Source organism: Streptomyces sp. NPDC002889 (assembly GCF_042888425.1).
In the GTDB taxonomy this organism is placed as follows: domain Bacteria; phylum Actinomycetota; class Actinomycetes; order Streptomycetales; family Streptomycetaceae; genus Streptomyces.
Map to the genome: position 1 here is coordinate 108,273 of NZ_JBIAPT010000008.1, position 20,398 is coordinate 128,670.

At 68.6% G+C, this 20,398-nt stretch carries 16 protein-coding genes, 2 tRNA genes and 1 pseudogene; 14 read left to right on the top strand and 5 right to left on the bottom strand.

Annotation, left to right across the window (positions count from 1 at the left end; translation table 11 throughout):
- Positions 1–566: 566 nt before the first annotated feature.
- The 8 genes from dnaN (at position 567) to ACFYWI_RS13970 (ending at position 10,384) form a co-directional block, all read left to right on the top strand.
- Positions 567–1,697, top strand: a complete 1,131-nt coding sequence (dnaN, locus tag ACFYWI_RS13935) for a DNA polymerase III subunit beta (protein ID WP_389230383.1) — start codon at positions 567–569, stop codon at positions 1,695–1,697.
- Between the two features lie 91 nt (positions 1,698–1,788).
- Positions 1,789–2,667, top strand: coding sequence for a phosphogluconate dehydrogenase (NAD(+)-dependent, decarboxylating) (gnd, locus tag ACFYWI_RS13940; protein ID WP_389230387.1), 879 nt, complete (start codon positions 1,789–1,791; stop codon positions 2,665–2,667).
- 56 nt (positions 2,668–2,723) lie between these two features.
- On the top strand, positions 2,724–3,875 hold the full coding sequence (gene recF, locus ACFYWI_RS13945; RefSeq protein ID WP_389230391.1) for a DNA replication/repair protein RecF: 1,152 nt from the start codon (positions 2,724–2,726) through the stop codon (positions 3,873–3,875).
- Positions 3,872–4,432, top strand: a complete 561-nt coding sequence (locus tag ACFYWI_RS13950) for a DUF721 domain-containing protein (protein WP_389230394.1) — start codon at positions 3,872–3,874, stop codon at positions 4,430–4,432. Before recF ends, ACFYWI_RS13950 begins: the two co-directional genes overlap by 4 nt.
- A gap of 340 nt (positions 4,433–4,772) precedes the next feature.
- Positions 4,773–6,842: a DNA topoisomerase (ATP-hydrolyzing) subunit B gene (gyrB, locus tag ACFYWI_RS13955; RefSeq protein WP_389230397.1), complete on the top strand. Its 2,070-nt coding sequence runs from the start codon at positions 4,773–4,775 to the stop codon at positions 6,840–6,842.
- Positions 6,843–6,883: 41 nt separating this feature from the next.
- Positions 6,884–9,502: a DNA gyrase subunit A gene (gene gyrA, locus ACFYWI_RS13960; protein WP_389230400.1), complete on the top strand. Its 2,619-nt coding sequence runs from the start codon at positions 6,884–6,886 to the stop codon at positions 9,500–9,502.
- A gap of 114 nt (positions 9,503–9,616) precedes the next feature.
- Positions 9,617–10,225: a DUF3566 domain-containing protein gene (locus ACFYWI_RS13965; RefSeq protein ID WP_389230403.1), complete on the top strand. Its 609-nt coding sequence runs from the start codon at positions 9,617–9,619 to the stop codon at positions 10,223–10,225.
- An 82-nt stretch (positions 10,226–10,307) separates the two neighbouring features.
- Positions 10,308–10,384: transfer RNA gene (locus ACFYWI_RS13970), tRNA-Ile, on the top strand.
- A gap of 424 nt (positions 10,385–10,808) precedes the next feature.
- On the opposite strand, the gene ACFYWI_RS13975 is transcribed toward ACFYWI_RS13970, so the two are convergent.
- Positions 10,809–10,997 carry a bleomycin resistance protein gene (locus tag ACFYWI_RS13975; RefSeq protein ID WP_389230406.1) on the bottom strand — a complete coding sequence of 63 codons (189 nt, stop codon included), beginning with the start codon at positions 10,995–10,997 and terminating at the stop codon, positions 10,809–10,811.
- A gap of 27 nt (positions 10,998–11,024) precedes the next feature.
- On the bottom strand, positions 11,025–11,513 hold the full coding sequence (locus ACFYWI_RS13980; RefSeq protein WP_389230409.1) for a VOC family protein: 489 nt from the start codon (positions 11,511–11,513) through the stop codon (positions 11,025–11,027).
- 556 nt (positions 11,514–12,069) lie between these two features.
- Between ACFYWI_RS13980 and ACFYWI_RS13985 the strand changes: the two genes are divergently transcribed.
- From ACFYWI_RS13985 to ACFYWI_RS13995, 3 genes are all read left to right on the top strand, one after another.
- Complete coding sequence (locus tag ACFYWI_RS13985) at positions 12,070–12,204, top strand: DLW-39 family protein (RefSeq protein WP_003958712.1); 135 nt, start codon at positions 12,070–12,072, stop codon at positions 12,202–12,204.
- Between the two features lie 214 nt (positions 12,205–12,418).
- Positions 12,419–14,407, top strand: a complete 1,989-nt coding sequence (locus ACFYWI_RS13990; protein WP_389230412.1) for a VWA domain-containing protein — start codon at positions 12,419–12,421, stop codon at positions 14,405–14,407.
- Entirely contained in the window at positions 14,404–15,882 is a 1,479-nt protein-coding gene (locus tag ACFYWI_RS13995; RefSeq protein ID WP_389230415.1) for a hypothetical protein, read from the top strand. Before ACFYWI_RS13990 ends, ACFYWI_RS13995 begins: the two co-directional genes overlap by 4 nt.
- A 23-nt stretch (positions 15,883–15,905) precedes the next feature.
- Here the strand turns inward: ACFYWI_RS13995 and ACFYWI_RS14000 are convergent, their stop codons facing one another.
- Together ACFYWI_RS14000 and ACFYWI_RS14005 are read right to left on the bottom strand one after the other, a co-directional pair.
- Positions 15,906–17,237, bottom strand: coding sequence for a protein kinase (locus ACFYWI_RS14000; protein ID WP_389230418.1), 1,332 nt, complete (start codon positions 17,235–17,237; stop codon positions 15,906–15,908).
- 46 nt (positions 17,238–17,283) lie between these two features.
- Positions 17,284–17,832 carry a helix-turn-helix domain-containing protein gene (locus tag ACFYWI_RS14005; protein ID WP_389230421.1) on the bottom strand — a complete coding sequence of 183 codons (549 nt, stop codon included), beginning with the start codon at positions 17,830–17,832 and terminating at the stop codon, positions 17,284–17,286.
- Between the two features lie 191 nt (positions 17,833–18,023).
- Here ACFYWI_RS14005 and ACFYWI_RS14010 point away from each other — a divergent pair.
- Together ACFYWI_RS14010 and ACFYWI_RS14015 are read left to right on the top strand one after the other, a co-directional pair.
- A tRNA-Ala gene (locus tag ACFYWI_RS14010) sits at positions 18,024–18,096 on the top strand.
- A 237-nt stretch (positions 18,097–18,333) separates the two neighbouring features.
- Positions 18,334–18,666 (top strand): annotated as a pseudogene (locus ACFYWI_RS14015) (DUF6344 domain-containing protein); the annotation flags it as partial.
- 208 nt (positions 18,667–18,874) lie between these two features.
- Here ACFYWI_RS14015 and ACFYWI_RS14020 read toward each other — a convergent pair.
- Positions 18,875–19,555: a DUF5324 family protein gene (locus ACFYWI_RS14020; protein WP_389230424.1), complete on the bottom strand. Its 681-nt coding sequence runs from the start codon at positions 19,553–19,555 to the stop codon at positions 18,875–18,877.
- Between the two features lie 274 nt (positions 19,556–19,829).
- Between ACFYWI_RS14020 and ACFYWI_RS14025 the strand changes: the two genes are divergently transcribed.
- Positions 19,830–20,363: a peptidylprolyl isomerase gene (locus tag ACFYWI_RS14025; protein ID WP_389230427.1), complete on the top strand. Its 534-nt coding sequence runs from the start codon at positions 19,830–19,832 to the stop codon at positions 20,361–20,363.
- Positions 20,364–20,398 lie beyond the last annotated feature (35 nt).

Consider the following 20,398-nt stretch of genomic DNA (forward strand, 5'->3'; position numbering starts at 1 on the left):
GTGGACACAAAATGCGTCCACAGGTCTTGATCCCTGTTGTCCACCGGCAGCCCACAGGTGCTGCCGTGTTGCCCACAGCTTGTCCACACCGGTGTCCACTGTTCGGCAACGAAACACCCGTGCTCACCGGGTCGAGTGAAAGCCGTCACACCAAGGCGCTCGATTGCCCTGTGGGGAAGGTGGGTAAAGCTGGGGACAGTGCTGGGGAGAACTCCCACGATGCTGTGCATCAGGTGTGCAGAACTTTCGCGTGTCCACAGATGCACCGGGTTGTCCACGGCTTCCGCCCACAGGTGCAGTGGACAAAAAATCGGGCCTGACCTGCGCAGACGGGGTTATCCACCGTTTCCACAGGCCCTACTACTACTCCCACTCAGAGTTAACCGGGAATCCGCTTCGAAGAAGGCCCTGTGCACAACTCGAGCCCGGAGCCCCGCCCGCCCCTCGCCACGACTTGACCCCGACCCGCACCGACTGTCGGCGCCGTACGTCAGACTGGTCCCCGGCGACACAGCCGACGACGAAAGCCAGCAAGGGCGAGCCAGCAACAGCAGGAGGCGGTTCCGGTGAAGATCCGGGTGGAGCGCGATGTACTCGCGGAGGCGGTGGCCTGGGTGGCCCGTAGCCTTCCGGCCCGTCCGCCGGCGCCCGTCCTCGCAGGCCTTCTTCTGAAGGCGGAGAACGGCGCCCTCAGCTTCTCGAGCTTCGACTACGAGGTCTCGGCGCGCGTCTCGGTGGAGGCGGAGGTGGACGAGGACGGGACCGTGCTCGTCTCCGGCCGCCTGCTCGCCGACATCTGCCGCGCGCTTCCCAACCGGCCGGTGGAGATTTCCACAGACGGTGTACGGGCGACCGTGGTCTGCGGCTCCTCGCGGTTCACCCTCCACACCCTGCCGGTGGAGGAGTACCCGGCGCTGCCGCAGATGCCGACCGCGACCGGCACCGTTCCCGGTGAGGTCTTCGCCTCCGCAGCCGCCCAGGTCGCCATCGCCGCCGGCCGCGACGACACGCTCCCCGTGCTGACCGGTGTCCGTATCGAGATCGAGGGCGACACCGTCACGCTGGCCTCCACCGACCGCTACCGCTTCGCGGTCCGCGAGTTCCTGTGGAAGCCCGAGAGCCCGGACGCCTCCGCCGTCGCCCTGGTGCCCGCCAAGACGCTGCTGGACACCGCCAAGGCGTTGACCAGTGGGGACACGGTCACTCTGGCGCTTTCCGGCTCCGGTGCGGGCGAGGGGCTGATCGGTTTCGAAGGCGCCGGACGGCGCACCACGACCCGGCTGCTCGAAGGCGACCTGCCGAAGTACCGGACGCTGTTCCCCACCGAGTTCAACTCGATCGCTGTCATCGAGACCGCGCCGTTCGTCGAGGCTGTCAAGCGTGTGGCTCTGGTCGCCGAGCGGAACACCCCGGTGCGTCTCAGCTTCGAGCAGGGCGTGCTGATCCTGGAGGCCGGCTCCAGTGACGATGCACAGGCTGTGGAGCGCGTCGACGCGCAGCTGGACGGCGACGACATCTCGATCGCCTTCAACCCGACCTTCCTGCTGGACGGGCTGAGCGCGATCGACTCGCCCGTCGCCCAGCTCTCGTTCACCACCTCCACCAAGCCCGCGCTGTTGAGTGGCAAACCGGCCATGGATGCCGAGGCGGACGAGGCGTACAAGTACCTGATCATGCCGGTCCGTCTGAGCGGCTGAGTGAGCGGCTGACCCCACAGGTGTGCACCCGTGTGCGGGCGTAGGCTCGGACGCGGGTACCAACTGCACACAACGATTGAGGAATCATCTGATGGAGCTCGGTCTCGTCGGTCTCGGCAAGATGGGCGGCAACATGCGTGAGCGCATCCGCCTCGCGGGTCACACCGTCGTCGGATTCGACCGCAACCCCGACCTCGCCGACGTCGCCGGCCTGCAGGAGCTGGTGGGCAAGCTCAAGGGTCCGCGGGTCGTGTGGGTCATGGTCCCGGCCGGGGCGGCCACCCAGTCGACGATCGACGAGCTCGGCGAACTCCTCGAGCCCGGCGATGTGGTGGTGGACGGCGGAAATTCCCGCTGGACGGACGACGAGAAGCACGCCGAGGAGCTCGCGGCCAGGGGCATCGGCTTTGTGGACTGCGGTGTCTCGGGCGGTGTCTGGGGCCTGGAGAACGGCTACGCGCTGATGTACGGCGGCGACGCCGAGAACGTCGCGAAGGTGCAGCCGATCTTCGATGCGCTCAAGCCCGAAGGTGACTTCGGCGCGGTCCACGCGGGCAAGGTCGGCGCCGGTCACTTCGCCAAGATGGTCCACAACGGCATCGAGTACGCGATGATGCAGGCTTACGCCGAGGGCTGGGAGCTCCTGGAGAAGGTCGACTCGGTCACCGACGTGCGCGAGGTGTTCCGCTCCTGGCAGGCGGGCACCGTCATCCGCTCCTGGCTGCTCGACCTCGCAGTCGAGGCGCTGGACGACGACGAGCACCTCGACAAGCTGCGTGGTTTTGCACAGGACTCCGGTGAGGGCCGGTGGACCGTGGAAGCCGCCATCGACCACGCCGTGCCGCTGCCGGCGATCACCGCGTCGCTGTTCGCGCGGTTCGCGTCCCGCCAGGACGACTCCCCGCAGATGAAGATGATCGCCGCGCTGCGCAACCAGTTCGGCGGCCACGCGGTCGAGTCGAAGAAGTAGTCCACAGGCTGTGCGCCCCTCGGTGCACAGCAGCCGGGGGAAGGTCGGCGCACACCATGCATGTCACGCATCTGTCGCTGGCCGACTTCCGCTCGTACGCCCGGGTCGAGGTCCCTCTGGATCCGGGCGTCACCGCTTTCGTGGGGGCGAACGGGCAGGGCAAGACCAATCTCGTCGAGGCGGTCGGCTATCTGGCGACGCTGGCCAGCCACCGGGTTTCCTCCGATGCCCCGCTGGTGCGGATGGGGGCGGACCGGGCGGTGATCCGGGCCGCGGTCAGACAGGGCGAGCGGTCGCAGCTGGTCGAGCTCGAGCTCAATCCGGGCAAGGCGAACCGGGCACGTATCAACCGGTCGTCGCAGGTCAGGCCGCGTGATGTGCTGGGGATCGTACGGACGGTGCTGTTCGCGCCGGAGGATCTGGCCCTGGTCAAGGGAGATCCCGGGGAGCGGCGGCGGTTCCTCGACGAGCTGATCACCGCACGGTCGCCGCGGATGGCGGGGGTGCGCTCCGACTACGAGCGCGTGCTCAGGCAGCGCAACACGCTGCTCAAGTCGGCGGCGATGGCACGCCGGCACGGCGGCCGCGGGGCCGATCTGTCGACGCTCGACGTATGGGACCAGCATCTGGCGCGGGTCGGCGCGGAGGTCCTGGCGCAACGGATGGATCTGATCGCGGCGCTCCAGCCGCTGACCGACAAGGCGTACGAGGCGCTGGCTCCCGGGGGCGGCCCGGTTGCGCTGGAGTACCGTTCCTCCGCCGCCGGGCAGCTGGCGGAGCAGCCGCTGGAGCGCGTGGAACAGGGCACCCGCGAGGAGCTGTTCCAGCAGTTGACGGCGGCGCTCGCCGAGGTGCGCAAGCAGGAGATCGAGCGGGGCGTGACGCTGGTCGGGCCGCACCGCGACGAGCTGGTGCTCAAACTGGGGCAGCTGCCGGCCAAGGGATACGCCAGCCACGGCGAGTCCTGGTCGTACGCGCTCGCGCTGCGACTGGCGTCGTACGACCTGCTGCGGGCCGAGGGCAACGAACCGGTCCTGGTGCTCGACGACGTGTTCGCGGAGCTGGATGCCCGTCGGCGGGAGCGGCTGGCGGAGCTGGTGGCTCCGGGTGAGCAGGTCCTGGTGACCGCCGCGGTCGATGACGACGTCCCCCGTGTGCTGGCCGGCGCGCGGTATGCGGTGGCCGACGGGGCGGTGGAGCGGGTATGAGCGGCGAGGGCAGCGAGCGTCCGGTGGAGCCGAATACCCCGATGGTGCCCGAATCGTCGGGTGTGGACCTGGCGCGCGTGGCCCTGCGCGCGGCCAAGGAGCAGGCGAAGGCCCGCGGCGCCGCGGCGCAGCAGAAGAAGCAGGCCCGCCGGGGCGGCGGTCTGCGGTCGGGGGCGCGAGCGGACGGGCGGGATCCGCTGCCCCTGGGCGCTGCGATCAACCGGCTGATCACCGAGCGAGGCTGGGAGACCCCGGCCGCCGTGGGCGGTGTGATGGGCCGCTGGCCGCAGATCGTCGGCGAGGACCTGGCCAAGCACTGCCTTCCGCTCCGGTACGACGACGATCCGGACGAGCGTGTGCTGACGGTGCAGTGCGATTCGACGGCGTGGGCGACCCAGCTGCGCCTGCTGGCGCCGCGGCTGGTGGCCCGGCTGAACGAGGACCTGGGCCAGGGCACGGTACGGCTGATCAAGGTGCTGGGCCCGGGCGGGCCGCCGCGCAGGTTCGGACCCTTGCGGGCACCGGGGAGCACGGGGCCCGGGGACACGTACGGCTGAGCCCGGGGACGGGTCGGAGGGGGCCCCTCCGTTTCTTGCGGGCCCCTGGATCACGGCTGTGCGGCAGGAGAAAACGGGCGAGGCGGGTGAGGCGTCCCTCACGGTAGTGGACGGTTGACAGCCCGAAGCGCCTGGCGCCCGTGTGAGCCTCCTGGAGCCCCTTCCCGAATATGGGGAGTCGGACGGACGGGGTTCAGGGCGGCACATGCGGACTCAGCCACCGGCAAACCCCCATGAGTGTCCGTGGTACCGGTAGACTGGTGGACAATCCCGCTACTGTCGCGGGACGTCGATTAATGCCGAACGACGCAGCCGCTCCCGGTAGCCCGGAGAACGGCTTGTGCTGTGCCAGAAAGGGCGCTTCGTGGCCGATTCCGGCAACCCCAACGAGAACATTCCTTCCACTGCTGCCGGGGGAAACGGCGAGTCCGGCTCGTCGTACGACGCCAGCGCGATCACCGTCCTCGAGGGTTTGGACGCGGTCCGCAAGCGGCCTGGCATGTACATCGGCTCGACCGGTGAGCGTGGACTGCACCACCTTGTGCAAGAGGTCGTCGACAACTCCGTCGACGAGGCCCTGGCCGGGCACGCGACCCGAATCGACGTCACGATCCTCGCCGATGGCGGCGTACGGGTGGTCGACAACGGCCGAGGTATCCCGGTCGACATGCACCCGGTGGAGAAGAAGCCGGCTGTAGAGGTCGTCCTCACCGTCCTGCACGCGGGCGGCAAGTTCGGCGGCGGCGGTTACGCCGTCTCCGGTGGTCTGCACGGCGTCGGTGTGTCGGTCGTGAACGCCCTGTCGACCAAGGTCGCGGTCGATATCAAGCGCGACGGCTTCCGCTGGACGCAGGAGTACAAGCAGGGTGTGCCCACAGGGCCGCTGGAGAAGCACGAGGCGGTCGAGGACTCCGGCACGTCGGTCACCTTCTGGGCCGACCCGGACATCTTCGAGACCACCGAGTACTCCTTCGAGACGCTCTCGCGCCGTTTCCAGGAGATGGCCTTCCTCAACAAGGGCCTCACCCTGACGCTGACGGACGAGCGCGAGTCCGCGAAGGCGACGGTCGGCGCCGACGACCCCGACGCCGAGGCGGCCGAGGAGCCGCCGGCCCGGACGGTCACGTACCACTACGAGGGCGGCATCGTCGACTTCGTGAAGTACCTGAACTCCCGCAAGGGCGAGCTGATCCACCCCACCGTCATCGACGTGGAGTCGGAAGACAGGGAGCGGATGCTCTCGGTCGAGATCGCGATGCAGTGGAACTCGCAGTACACCGAGGGTGTGTACTCGTTCGCCAACACGATCCACACGCACGAGGGCGGTACGCACGAAGAGGGCTTCCGTGCCGCGCTGACGGGCCTGGTCAACCGGTACGCGCGCGAGAAGAAACTGCTGCGCGAGAAGGACGACAATCTCACTGGCGAGGACATCCGTGAGGGTCTGACGGCGATCATCTCCGTCAAGCTGGGCGAGCCGCAGTTCGAGGGCCAGACCAAGACCAAGCTGGGCAACACGGAGGCGAAGACCTTCGTGCAGAAGGTCGTGCACGAGCACCTCAACGACTGGTTCGACCGCAACCCCAACGAGGCCACGGACATCATCCGCAAGTCGATCCAGGCCGCCACGGCCCGGGTCGCGGCCCGCAAGGCGCGTGATCTGACCCGCCGCAAGGGCCTGCTGGAGAGCGCCTCGCTGCCCGGCAAGCTGTCCGACTGCCAGTCGAACGACCCCACCAAGTGCGAGATCTTCATCGTCGAGGGTGACTCCGCCGGCGGCTCGGCCAAGTCCGGCCGTAACCCGATGTACCAGGCGATCCTGCCGATCCGGGGCAAGATCCTGAACGTCGAGAAGGCCCGGATCGACAAGATCCTGCAGAACACCGAGGTCCAGGCACTGATCTCGGCCTTCGGCACCGGAGTCCACGAGGACTTCGACATCGCCAAGCTCCGCTATCACAAGATCATTCTCATGGCGGACGCCGACGTCGACGGCCAGCACATCAACACGCTGCTGCTGACGTTCCTGTTCCGCTTCATGCGTCCGCTGGTCGAGGCCGGGCACGTGTTCCTCTCCCGCCCGCCCCTGTACAAGATCAAGTGGGGGCGTGACGACTTCGAGTACGCGTACTCCGACCGCGAGCGCGACGCCCTGATCCAGCTCGGCAAGCAGTCGGGCAAGCGCATCAGGGAAGACTCGATCCAGCGCTTCAAGGGTCTCGGCGAGATGAACGCCGAGGAGCTGCGCATCACCACGATGGACATCGAGCACCGCGTTCTCGGCCAGGTCACCCTGGACGACGCCGCGCAGGCCGACGACCTGTTCTCGGTGCTGATGGGCGAGGACGTAGAGGCACGGCGCTCGTTCATCCAGCGCAATGCCAAGGACGTCCGCTTCCTCGACATCTGAGTCGGTCTCAGCTGACCGCACGAAAGGACTGAAGACCAGCAATGGCCGACGAGAACACTCCTGTCACCACAGAAACCGAAGAAGAGGAAGGGCCGCAGCTGCGGATCGAGCCCGTCGGGCTCGAGACCGAGATGCAGCGCTCCTACCTCGACTACGCGATGTCCGTCATCGTCTCGCGCGCGCTGCCCGACGTACGGGACGGCCTCAAGCCTGTCCACCGCCGCGTGCTGTACGCGATGTACGACGGCGGCTACCGGCCCGAGAAGGGCTTCTACAAGTGCGCCCGCGTCGTCGGCGACGTCATGGGTACGTACCACCCGCACGGCGACTCCTCGATCTACGACGCCCTGGTCCGGCTGGCCCAGCCGTGGTCGATGCGCATGCCGCTGGTGGACTCCAACGGCAACTTCGGCTCTCCGGGCAACGACCCGGCCGCCGCCATGCGGTACACCGAGTGCAAGCTGATGCCGCAGTCGATGGAGATGCTCCGGGACATCGACGAGGAGACCGTCGACTTCCAGGACAACTACGACGGCCGCAACCAGGAGCCGACGGTCCTGCCGGCGCGCTTCCCGAACCTCCTGGTCAACGGCTCGGCCGGTATCGCGGTCGGTATGGCGACCAACATCCCGCCGCACAATCTGCGCGAGGTCGCGGCCGGCGCGCAGTGGGCGCTGGAGCACCCGGACGCTTCGCACGAGGAGCTGCTCGACGCGCTCATCGAGCGGATCAAGGGCCCGGACTTCCCGTCCGGTGCTCTGGTCGTGGGCCGCAAGGGCATCGAGGAGGCGTACCGCACCGGTCGCGGCTCCATCACGATGCGCGCGGTCGTCGAGGTCGAGGAGATCCAGAATCGTCAGTGCCTGGTGGTCACGGAGCTTCCGTACCAGGTCAACCCGGACAACCTCGCGCAGAAGATCGCCGACCTCGTCAAGGACGGCAAGATCGGCGGCATCGCCGACGTCCGCGACGAGACGTCCTCGCGCACCGGCCAGCGTCTGGTCATTGTGCTCAAGCGCGACGCCGTCGCCAAGGTCGTCCTCAACAACCTCTACAAGCACACCGATCTGCAGACGAACTTCGGCGCCAACATGCTGGCGCTGGTCGACGGTGTGCCGCGCACGCTCTCGCTGGACGCGTTCATCCGCCACTGGGTGACGCACCAGATCGAGGTCATCGTCCGGCGGACGAAGTTCCGCCTGCGCAAGGCCGAGGAGCGGGCGCACATTCTGCGCGGTCTGCTCAAGGCACTGGACGCGATCGACGAGGTCATCGCGCTGATCCGGCGCAGTGACACGGTCGAGGTCGCGCGTGGGGGCCTGATGGACCTGCTGCAGATCGACGAGATCCAGGCCAACGCCATTCTCGAGATGCAGCTGCGCCGACTGGCCGCCCTGGAGCGCCAGAAGATCGTGCAGGAACACGACGAGCTGCAGGCGAAGATCAACGAGTACAACGAGATCCTTGCCTCGCCCGAGAAGCAGCGCGGCATCGTCAGCGAGGAACTGGCCGTCATCGTCGAGAAGTTCGGCGACGACCGGCGCTCCAAGCTGGTGCCCTTCGACGGTGACATGTCCATCGAGGACCTCATCGCCGAGGAGGACATCGTCGTCACCATCACGCGTGGCGGCTATGTGAAGCGTACGAAGACGGACGACTACCGCTCGCAGAAGCGCGGCGGCAAGGGCGTGCGCGGTACGAAGCTGAAGGAAGACGACATCGTCGACCACTTCTTCGTCTCCACGACGCACCACTGGCTGCTGTTCTTCACCAACAAGGGCCGGGTCTACCGGGCCAAGGCGTACGAGCTGCCGGACGCCGGCCGCGATGCGCGCGGCCAGCACGTCGCCAATCTGCTGGCCTTCCAGCCCGATGAGCAGATCGCCGAGATCCTCGCGATCCGCGACTACGAGGCCGCGCCGTATCTGGTCCTCGCCACCAAGGCCGGTCTGGTGAAGAAGACCTCGCTCAAGGACTACGACTCCCCGCGCTCGGGCGGTGTCATCGCGATCAACCTCCGGGAGACGGAGGCCGGCAGCGACGACGAGCTGATCGGCGCCGAGCTGGTGTCGGCCGAGGACGATCTGCTGCTCATCAGCAAGAAGGCTCAGTCGATCCGCTTCACCGCCACGGACGAAGCACTGCGTCCCATGGGACGTGCGACCTCCGGTGTCAAGGGGATGAGTTTCCGCGAAGGAGACGAGCTCCTCTCGATGAATGTGGTGCGGCCCGGTACTTTCGTGTTCACTGCCACCGACGGCGGGTACGCGAAGCGGACCGCTGTCGACGACTACCGCGTCCAGGGCCGTGGCGGCCTCGGTATCAAGGCCGCCAAGATCGTGGAGGACCGCGGTTCGCTCGTGGGTGCGCTGGTGGTCGAGGAGACCGACGAGATCCTCGCCATCACGCTCGGTGGCGGTGTGATTCGTACGCGAGTCAATGAAGTCAGGGAGACGGGCCGTGACACCATGGGCGTCCAACTGATCAACCTGGGCAAGCGCGATGCCGTAGTCGGTATCGCTCGCAACGCCGAGGCCGGCCGTGAGGCCGAAGAGGTCGAGGGGACCGTAGAGGTCGACGGGACCGAAGAGGCCGGCGTTGAGACGGTAGAGGCGACGGTCGAGGGCAACGAGCCCTCGGCCGGGGAGCACGAGGAGTAGAGCGTGAGTGGAGCCACGGGCGCCGGATCGGTTGATTCGGGAGCGAACGGTGCCCGTGGCTCTGCCGCGGACTCCCAGGGTGGGGGCAGCCCCGCCGAAGGCAGGGGGATTACGGTGACGGACACCCGGGGGCCTCAGCCCCCGTACGAGATGTACACCGGTGGGCAGCAGCCCGCCCCGCAGCAGCCTGCCCCGCCTGCGGGGCAGCAGCAGGCGGGGCAGCCCTATCACCCGCCGCAGGCATACGCCACGCCACAGGGCGGAGGCGGTACGCAGGGCGGGCAGCAGCGGACCGGACAGCAGGCGGCCGCCGCCGTGCGTCGGCCGCGCACCGGGGCGAGCACTCAGCCCCGTACGCGCAAGGCGCGGCTGCGGGTGGCCAAGGCCGACCCGTGGTCGGTGATGAAGGTCAGCTTCCTGCTGTCGATCGCGCTGGGCATCTGCACAGTGGTCGCGGCGGCGGTGCTGTGGATGGTCATGGACGCGATGGGCGTCTTCTCGACGGTCGGCGGCACGATCAGCGAGGCCACCGGCTCCAACGAGAGCAACGGCTTCGACCTTCAGTCGTTCCTGTCGCTGCCGCGGGTGCTCGTGTTCACGTCGGTCATCGCGGTGATCGATGTGGTGCTGGCCACAGCGCTGGCCACCCTCGGAGCCTTCATCTACAACCTCTCCGCCGGTTTCGTCGGTGGTGTGGAGCTCACGCTCGCCGAGGACGAATAGGCCCGGTCAGCGGCCGGCGGTTACCGATTTTGGCGCTGCCCGTCGTGTGCGCTAATCTTCAGAGGTCAGCGCGCAGCGCGGCGGGGCTATAGCTCAGTTGGTTAGAGCGCATCCCTGATAAGGATGAGGCCACAGGTTCAAATCCTGTTAGCCCCACCAGTACAGAGGCCCCCAGCCGATCAAGGTTGGGGGCTTTTGACATTTCCGGCTGACATCAGCCGAGAAGCGGATCTTCCACGAGGTCGGCCGGCAGCGCCGCCGCTTCCCGCTGATCGTCATCCACAACGTGTGTGCAGATGTCCATCGTCATACTGATCCGGCTTTTCCGCAGGAACTCGATCGCCTCGCACGCCGACCAGGGCGTGTCCTCCCCTTGCTCACCTTCGGCATGTCCACCAGCTCAGCGACGTTGCGCGTCAGGAGCTTCGAGCCGTGCCCGGGTGAGGGCGTTGTGGAGAACCCGCCTCGTTGCCAGGGCCGTCCGCACCGGCGTGTCCGTTCCCTCCGCTCCCTCCACGTCGTCAACCGCCTGTCCGCTCGCCCGGTGGCCCTGCACCGATGACGACGACGTCGCAGTCGGCCTTCAGCGCAGCAGCGGTTCCATGTGGAGCGCGGCGTCGCCGGCCGCCTCGTCGGGAGTCCGGCCGTTCTCACGGGCGACCATGTACGCGGCATACCAGTCCCACCAGTTGTGCTCCGGGGCCGTCGCCTCGTACGGACCGTGGTGCTCCGCGGTCTCACGCAAGAGTTCTGTCAACGCAGTGACGTTCATGGCGGAACCTCCTCCGCCGTGCCGGAGTCACCGTCCGGGCAGTCGCACCTGGACCTCTTGCAGCAACCACCCATTGCCGTCCGGGTCACTGAACGAGGCGTACGAGGCGTAGCTGCGACGCTCCGGGTCGGGGCCGTTCACCGGCTCCTGGACGCCGCTGTCGTAGACATTGTGGAAGACCTCGCTGACGTCAACGCCCCTGCCGACCAGGTCAGCGCGGGCTCGGTCGATGTCGAAGACCACGAGGTAGAGACCCTGGGCGGAGCCCGGTGCCACGGGGGTGACCCCGCGGCCGAAGATGACCGAGCCCACGGATCCCGGTGGCGTCACCTGCACGATCCGGAACTCCGGGCCGGCTTCGTAGTCCGCGTCGAGCCGCCACCCCAGGCTCCTGTAGAAGCGCAGGGCACGGTCGACGTCGGCCACAGGGATGACGATGACCTCGAGGCTCATATTGATGGTCGGATCTTTGACCACGTCCGTTGCGTCGTCCTGATGTGCTTGCAGGGTGCTCATATCGACCTCTCCTGACGGATGCCCGGTTCGGTCATGACCCCTGATAAGCGGCCAGCGGCGGGAACCCGAGCGCCGACTCTGGGTCATCCGTGGACCGGCTGATATCATAATTGTCGCTTATTGGACAAATTCTGGCGCGATGAGCTCATCCTCCCCGGCGTGAAGGTCGAGGTCCCGGAACGAGGCCTGTACGCGGACCACATGGGACGCTGAGGGCCGCGGTGCCGTTCGACAGTGCGACCTGGAGTCTCGATATGCGGGCCGTCCCGCTGAGGGCGCTACGGCCGTGTGGTGTGAGCCGCAGGAGCACCCGCTGGGTCACATGGTGCAGCAGCGCTCGGGGGCCGACCTGAAAAGGACGAGGCTCGGGTCGGCACCCTGTGCGCAGCGCAGCGGAGACCGGCCCGGACAGAATGTCGCCCTCGGGCAGATCTCTTTGTGCTGGGGCCGAGTTGAGGGGAGCCCGGGGCGTACGCAGGTCACCGATCGGTATCGGTCGGTGTGTATAGTCGGGCGCCAGAAGTCCTCATACGTCAAGGAAAGACGAGGTCGCGCGGTGAAGAAGCTTCTCCTGGTCGCACTGGCCGCCATCGGCGGGCTCCTCGTGTACCGCCAGATCCAGGCGGATCGCGCCGAGCAGGATCTGTGGACGGAGGCGACCGACTCCGTGCCCGCAGGTTCGGGTGTGTGAGACGCAGCAGTCTTGGAATCACGGGCCCCGGCCGCGCAAGCGGCCGGGGCTTCGTGCTGTCCCGGTGCTCTTCAGGGCTGTCGGGAGGCTTTGCGCGTGCTGTTCGGCGGTGCGAGCGGTCCTGTTGCGGGACCGTGACAGTGATCTTCTTGTGTTCACCCCCGCAAATCACTAGCTTGCAAGAGCAAACATCGGGGTTACGGGAGGGGACACGGTGAAAGCACGACTGCGCCGCCGTGCGACGGCGGCAACGATCGGAGCGGCATTGCTCACCCTGGCGGCCGGGCCACTGCCCACCGCGGGTGCGGCGGAGCGGTCCGGTCCGGGGGAACGGGCGCCGCACGGGGACGGCAGAAGCGGCCTGGTGATGGTGCTCGACTCCTCGGGTTCCATGGCCGACGACGACGGCACGGGACGCACCCGGATGGAGTCCGCCCGTACCGCCGTGGGAACGGTCGTCGACGCGCTTCCCAGCGGCTTTCCGACCGGACTGCGCGTCTACGGGGCCGACCAGCCCAAGGGCTGCACGGACACCCGCTTGGCACTGCCGGTGCGGCCGCTGGACCGGGCGGGCATGAAACAGGCGGTGGGCGCCGTACAGCCCAAGGGGGACACGCCCATCGGGCTCTCACTGCAGAAGGCCGCACAGGACCTTCCCAAGCCCGCGGACGGCACGATCGGCGCCCGTACGATCCTGCTGGTCTCCGACGGGGACGACAACTGCGCCGGCTCCGGTGGACCACAGCCCTGCGAGGTCGCGGGGCAACTCGCCAAGGACGGCATCGGGCTGCGGATCGACACCGTCGGCTTCCAGGTGCGCGGGGCTGCCCGGCAGCAGCTGGAGTGCATCGCGCGGGCCGGCAACGGCCGCTACTACGACGCCCCCGACGCCAAGGCGCTGGCCCGGCAGCTGCAGCGTTCGGCGCAGCTGTCCGCGGACGGTTACCGCTTCCGCGGCAAGCCGGTCGAGGGCACGCCGACCCGTGATGCCGCGCCCGCGCTCACGCCGGGGCAGTACCTGGACACCATCGGTCCCGGTGAGAAGCGGTACTACGCCGTCGACCTGGACGGGACGTCGACGGTGGACTTCTCGGCGACGGCCGTGCCGCATCCCGGGGCGGCGGTCGACACCCTCGACGCGCTGCGTACGAAGATCACGTACGGCACCGGCAGCGCCTGTGAGTCCAGCAGCGAGCACTTCTTCCAGGAGGAGGGCGCCACCCCCCTGACCTCAGCGGTTGCCCGCATTCCGAGCCCCAAGGGCAGCGGCGGCTGCGACAAGGCGGGCCGCTACTGGCTGGTCGTCGAGCGCGAGTCCAAGCCGGGTTCGGACGCGGCGCGCTGGCCGCTGGAGCTGATGTACGGCGTCGAGGAGCCACTGGCCACGGGGGTCACGCCGGCCCAGTCGCAGCCCGAGTACGGCAAGGGCGACAAGGACGCCGCACTGCCGACCGGCAATCCACAGGACGTGACCGGCGGTACGGGCTTCAACGATGCCAAGCAGATCGGACAGGGCGTGTGGCGGGACAGGCTCCTGCCGTCGCAGACCCTCTGGTACAAGGTCCCGGTCGGCTGGGGACAGCAGCTGCGCTACGACGTGGAGTTCGCCAACGAGCCGACTGTCCAGGGCGCGTCCTCGGTGTGGTCCTACGGAGCCACCCAGGTGTTCACGCCCGCGCGCGCGCCGGTCGGCGGCGGCACCGGCGAGTTCAACCCGCAGACCATCTACAACGGGCGCCCCATGGCGCTGAAGATGGGCACGGTTCCCGTCGCCTGGACCAATCGCCACGAGTCCCACCCGAACGTCATCCCCGTGCACACCAAGGGCGGCTTCTACATCGCCGTCACCCTGGGCGCCAAGGCCGCCGAGATCGCCGAGAACCCGCGGATCGGCGTGGTGCTTCGGGTGGCCGTGCTGGGCACCGAACTGGCCGGTCCCCAGCACGACGCCCCCACGCTCGGGGAACGCGACGACGAGGGAGCGGCGGGCCTGGCAGACAAGAAGGGCGATTCGCCCACGGGCGCAGACAGCAAAGCGGCCGACGGGGCAGGATGGTCCGGCGTCGTGATCGCAGGGGCCGTGGGCGGCGGGGCGGTACTCCTCGCGGCCGTGGTGTTCGTACTGGCACGGCGCAGGACGACGGCGGCGACAGGTCCGTCCGGCTACCCGACAGGTACATCGAACACAGGGAGAGGCGCGTGAACAGGCAGCGCGGCAGGGGCCGGGTGATGCTGGCCGGACTGGCGGCGGTGTGCGCGGTGGCGGTGCTGGCCGGGCAGGCGTCGGCGGCGGGGGAACCCAACCCGTACACCTTCGACAGTGAGGCGAAGAGCGTCCGGGGCACGGCGGTCAACAGCGACGGGCCCCCGCTCGAGGCCGGGTCGACCTACAGGGACACGATCAAGCCGGACGAGAAGCGCTACTACCGCATCGATCTCGACGCCAAGTCCAACGCGTACGTCTCGGCGGTGGCCGTACCCAAGCTGGGCACCAAAGTCGCCTACCCGGACAAGCTCGAGGTGAGCATCGAGGACCGCTCGGGTACCAAGTGCTCGAGCCATGACGCCATGTTCGGCTCCGCCACCTACCCCCGGCCGGTCGCGGCTTACGCCGGGCGCAGGATCGACCCGAAGAACACCAACTGTCAGGAGGCAGGCGCCTACTACGTGCTCCTGCAGCGGACCAGTGACCCCACATCCACGCCCGAGCCGTGGGACGTGGAGATCCGCTTCGCCTCCGAGCCGGGGCTGAAGACGGGCGCGGGCACCCAGGCACCCGAGAACTGGCCGTCCGCGTCGCCAGCGGCGCCGGCGGGCGGCCCGCAGAAGCGTCACGGCGGTACCAGCTTCCTTGACGCCACCAGTCTCAAGGAGGGCGAGTGGCAGGACGAGATCGCGCCCGGCCGGACGCTCTTCTACCGGGTGCCGGTGAACTGGGGCCAGCAGTTGTTCGCCAGCGCCGACCTCGGCACCAGCCCGACGGGCGACGCGAGCGGCAGCGTCAGCAACGCCTTTGTGCTCGCCCTGCACAATCCGGCGCGCGGGTTCGTCGACGACGAGTCGAGTGTGTTCTACGACGGCAAGCAGAAGTCCATCGCGCTCGAGCCGCTGCCGCCTGTGGCGTACGAGAACCGCTACGACTCCAACGACTCCACCAGCGCCATGCGCTTCGCCGGCTGGTACTACCTGTCGGTGACGCTCAGCCCGGAGATCGCAGAGGAGTACGGCAAGAAGCCGCTCCACCTGACCCTGCGGGTCAATGTCGAAGGTGAGGCGAAGTCAGGGCCCCAGTACGCCGGGCCGGCCGGGGACTTCCAGGTCACCGGGGAAGACCGGGAGGCGGCCGACAGCGGCAGGAGTGCGCCGGAGGCGGCGAAGAGCGACACGATGAAGCTGGTGGCCGCGGCCGGGATCGGTGCTGGGGCCGTGCTGATCCTGGGGCTCGGGGCCTGGGTGCTGCTCGCCCGGCGGCGAACGCCGGCGTTCGTGGAACCGGCTCCGTTCCCCGCGCAGGCGCAGGGGTACGGACAGGGCTACGCACAGGACATGACGCCGGCGTACGGCCCGGGGCCGGCGCAGCCGGGATACGGCTACCCGCCGGTCCAGGGGCCGCATCAGGACCAGGCCCGCAGCCAGGGCTATGGGCCGGGGCCGTACGGACCACCGCCGGCCCAGTAGGCCCGGAGCACGGCGGCTGTGGCTCAGGACTGGGTCAGGGCCCAGATGCCCACCGCGAAACACAGCAGTGCGACGAGCAGGACCGGGACCGCGACCTTCGGGGGCGGTCCCGGCCGCTTTTGTACGGCGGCGCGTGGAACCTGCGGACCCTGAGCGGTGTAAGCAAGAGGAGAAGGCTGTTCGTACGGCGCCGGGGCGCCAGGCACATAGGAGGGCTGCCCGGGCACCGCTGCGTGATGGGGGGAAGCGGGATGCGTGGGTACGGGGGCAGAAGCGGGAGCCGGGGTCGGCGTGGGCTCCGCCGGGAGCGGCACGGGGGGTGGAGTGGCCGGCTGCGCCGCATGGCTCTGCTGTGCGGGCTGCTGCCGCACGGCCGGCTGCTGCGGCGGCGGGGCCAGATGGAAGCTGCCGGTCTCCGACGGCGGCAGCGGCAGCGGCTGGGCGGGCGCGGCCTGCTCGCGCCCGGTCGCGGCCTGCTCGGGGCCGTTCGGGCCGAAACCGCCGGGAAGCGGGCCGAGTTGGTCGAAGATCTCGACGGGCTCCTCGTCGAGCGTGAGGTCGGGAAGCATCTCGACCGCTGCCGTGAGCGCCTTGCGCGCCCCTGTCGCGGTCTTGAACCGTGCCTGCGGGTCGGGCTGCAGCAGGCCGGCCAGCACCTGCCACAACGGCTCCGGTACGCCCTGGGGGGCGGCAGGTGTGCCGTGGTCGGCGAAGTGCTCGACCAGGGCACGGGAATCCGGCTTCTTGCCCTCGAGCAGATAGAGCCCGACCAGGCCGACCGCGAACAGATCGGCGGTGAAGTCCGGCTCCGCGCCCAGCATCTGCTCAGGCGCGAAGTAACCGGGCGTGCCCACCACATAGTTGGTCTCGGTCAGGCGCGGCTCACCCTTGCGCATGGAGATCCCGAAGTCGGATACCCGCAGATGCGGCCGACCCCTTCCGGTGGCGTCCATCAGGATGTTGGCCGGCTTGATGTCGCGGTGCACGACCCCCTCCGCGTGCACCGCGGCAAGTCCGGACAACAGCTGATCGAGCAAGGTGCACACGAACCGGGGAGGCAGCGGACCGTAGTCGCCGATGACGTGCGCCAGCGACCCGCCGTTCACCAGATCCATGGTGAACAGCACCTTGTCGTCGTCCGCTGCCCAGCTGGCCGGCGCCAGGACATGAGGGTGATCGATGCGCAGTGCCTGTTCGCGGACGAAGCGCAGCAGGGTGTGCGCATCGCTCTGCTGCAGCACTTTCGCCGCCACATACCGGCGACGCCGGTGGTCCCAGGCACGCCAGACCGCGCCCACTCCACCGCGTCCGATCGGGTCGATCAGTTCATACCGACCAGCGAAGACCTCACCCATTGTGCTGCGCCAGCTCCCGGATTCCTCGTGGAGGCGTCTGCCTCGGTCAGCTCTGGTGCGACTCGTAGTGGGCGACCGCGTCGGCCGTGCGCCCGGCACCGTACACCCGGAGGAACTCTGCCAGCTCCGGGTGGCTCGGGGCGAGGGAGTCCGCCGCATCGATGATGTCGCCTGCCGCCGACACCGAGCGCAGCAGCGACTGGATCTCACGCACCACGCGGCGCACCGTCGGTGCACCCGAGCTGCTCGTGGACTGGCTGGTGCCCGTGAGGACGGAGCCGCCCTGCGACTTCTTGATCTCGTCCATCCGGCCGGTGGCCTCGACGGCGCTGACGCTGCCGTCGGCGACCTGACTTGCCAGCTCCTGCAGCGCCTGGACCCGCTGGACCACCGCCGGATTGCCGATCTTGGCGCGCTGGCCGCTCATCAGTTGGGAGAGCATCGGGGCGGAAAGGCCGAGTACGGCAGCGAGCCTCGCCTGGTTCAGTCCCAGGTCGTCGATGAGTCGGCGGAAGAGGGCGCCGAGGGGCTCCCCGTACCAGCTGCGCTGCAGTTCTCTGGCTCTTGCGGTCGTTTCCTGCTGCGCTGCGTCCATTGCGTCTCCCCATCGCTTCCCCAAGCGGCTTCGCTGCTGCGAACCTTGTCGTGCATCTTACGGAGCGTGGTCGCCGACGGGGAGTCCCAACCGGAGTCCCAATCCTTTTGCAGGATCACGGGGGTGACCCGGTACTCTGGTTCGCGGCGGTGGCCGAGGCGCGTTTCTTCTCGGTCGTGTCCACCCATCCCGGGGCCTTAGCTCAGTTGGTAGAGCGCTGTCTTTGCATGGCAGATGTCAGGGGTTCGACTCCCCTAGGCTCCACAGCACCAAGGGCGCTCCGATCTGTGAGGAACAGATCGGAGCGCCCTTTTCGTCTGTCCGACCGGCGCGAGCACAGGCCCCATACAGCCTTCAGGGCTCGCTCGCGCTCCGGGTTGGACCGTCCGGGTGGTGTTGATCAGAAGAACTGCACAGCGACGGCGTCGCTCCCGCACTTCTCGAGATGCGTACACATCATGAGGAAGGTATGTAAAGCGCTCAACCCGAAAGTGAGGGGTTATGGCCGCCTTCAAGGTCAGGAATCTGTGGAACGCGTTCATCACCGCGTTCTTCGCCCTGCTTGCCTCGGTGGGGCTCACCACCGCCGCCCCCGCCGCGGCGCAGCCCGCGGTCCGGACGCCCGACGAGCCGGTCAAGGCCCGTCCGCAGGCTGCCCGGGGCGGCGTGCCGGCGCAGCGCGGAAGGCCGAGTACCCGCCGGCTGCCAACGGCACGCGACCGGTCGCTGCCGCCCACCATCAAGCAGCGCATCGGCGCCGAGGCCCATGGCTCCTCGCCCGCCCCCCGCCATCTGCCCGCGCTCGAAGCCGACGCCACGGACATCTTCGCGCCTGCCGCAGCCGACTCCGCCCCTGCCGCGGCCGCCGCGGACACGGGCTCCAAGCGTGCCGCCCGCGCAGGCCGTACCGCGCTCTTCGCGCAGCCCGTGCACCGTGTGGGCACCGCCGTCCCCGCCGCACGCGCCGCGTACACGACCGCGGCGTGAAGCGCCGGGAGCGTTCAGCACTCCCGGCGCCGTCGACCACGGGCAGGGCACACGGTCAGCGACGGTCGTCGCGATCCCTCGCCTCTGCGTCGTCCTGCTTCGCCTGGACGTCCGGGTCGAGACCGGACTGGGGACTGCCGTCGAGGGACGACAGCGCGGCACGGTCGGAGACCTCCGTCGCGGCGGGCGGCTCGACCAGCCAGTCGGGGTTTGCCTGCTTGTCCCACCACTTCCAGGCGGCGAAAGCCGCGCCGGCCAGTACGGCGAAGCCCGCGAGGGCCTTGGCGACGTGTCCGGCGGCGGAGCGCCGCTTGTGCTTGCGCACCAGCTTCTGAATCTCCTTCGCCGTCACCTGTCCGCGCAGCGCGGCCAGAGCGGCAGCTGAACGGGCCGCGGCCTCGTCCCCCACGGGCTTGGCGACGGCAACCGCGTGCTCGATACGCGGAACGGTGTATTCAGCCGCCTGACGAGCGGCCTTACGGGCCTGTACCGCAGCCCGGTGAGCAGCCTCGTCGACCTTCGGCGGCACATGCGGCGCAACACGTGCGCCGTACTGGACACGGGCCTGCTGAGCAGCCCGGGAGACTGTTGGCGCGATCCTCACGCGCGCCTCGTTCGCGTAATGGGCGGCTTGGTCCTTGGCCGTGCCGGCGTAGGGCGCCACCACTTCCGCGGCGTGCAGCACGCTTTCCCTCGCCGTATCGGTCGCGGCGCGCACGCTGTCCATGCGGGTCACGGGATCCTCCTCCTCGGTGGCGTTCTGGGGGACTGGGGGTTATCCCCAGTTGGGCACAGTTTTCGCCTGTCCACCCGATTGAAAATCATGCCCGTTGAGGGCCGTCTCGGCATGCGGGGCGGGCATCCGGGTCATGTCGGGAGCTTGCGGACGACGATGCCATGGTTCCCCCCAAAACGCGCCCGTGCGGCGACGACTCGGCGGCTTTTCCGTGTAACCAACCCTTCCGTGCGAGGATCGTGAGACGTCAGAGACGACTTACGGAAGGCAGAACGTGGCCGAGGAGCTTTACGCCACCCTCAGGACCAACCAAGGCGACATCGAGATCCGGCTTCTGCCGAACCACGCGCCCAAGACGGTCAAGAACTTCGTGGAACTCGCCAAGGGCGAGCGTGAATGGACCAACCCGGCGACCGGGAAGAAGTCCACGGACAAGCTGTACGACGGCACGGTCTTCCACCGCGTGATCAGCGGTTTCATGATCCAGGGCGGTGACCCGCTCGGCAACGGCACGGGTGGCCCGGGCTACGAGTTCGCGGACGAGTTCCACCCGGACCTCGCGTTCGACAAGCCGTACCTGCTGGCCATGGCCAACGCGGGCCCGGGCACCAACGGCTCGCAGTTCTTCATCACCGTGTCGCCCACCGCCTGGCTGACGCGCAAGCACACCATTTTCGGCGAGGTCACCGGCGACGCCGGCAAGAAGGTCGTGGACGCGATCGCCGCCGCCCAGACCAACCCGCGCACCGACCGCCCGGTCAACGACGTCGTGATCGAGTCCGTCGTCGTGGAGACCCGCAAGGGCTGAGCGGTGAGGGCTGATCCACAGGCGGTCCTCCGCTG

What these genes read in the sequence shown, in the direction of transcription:
- ACFYWI_RS14005 (WP_389230421.1), bottom strand. Translation starts at nt 17,832, where the DNA reads ATGGACGCAGCGCAGCAGGAAACGACCGCAAGAGCCAGAGAACTGCAG.
- ACFYWI_RS13980 (WP_389230409.1), bottom strand. Translation starts at nt 11,513, where the DNA reads ATGAGCACCCTGCAAGCACATCAGGACGACGCAACGGACGTGGTCAAA.
- recF (WP_389230391.1), top strand. Translation starts at nt 2,724, where the DNA reads ATGCATGTCACGCATCTGTCGCTGGCCGACTTCCGCTCGTACGCCCGG.
- ACFYWI_RS14000 (WP_389230418.1), bottom strand. Translation starts at nt 17,237, where the DNA reads ATGGGTGAGGTCTTCGCTGGTCGGTATGAACTGATCGACCCGATCGGA.
- ACFYWI_RS13975 (WP_389230406.1), bottom strand. Translation starts at nt 10,997, where the DNA reads ATGAACGTCACTGCGTTGACAGAACTCTTGCGTGAGACCGCGGAGCAC.
- gyrA (WP_389230400.1), top strand. Translation starts at nt 6,884, where the DNA reads ATGGCCGACGAGAACACTCCTGTCACCACAGAAACCGAAGAAGAGGAA.
- ACFYWI_RS13950 (WP_389230394.1), top strand. Translation starts at nt 3,872, where the DNA reads ATGAGCGGCGAGGGCAGCGAGCGTCCGGTGGAGCCGAATACCCCGATG.
- gnd (WP_389230387.1), top strand. Translation starts at nt 1,789, where the DNA reads ATGGAGCTCGGTCTCGTCGGTCTCGGCAAGATGGGCGGCAACATGCGT.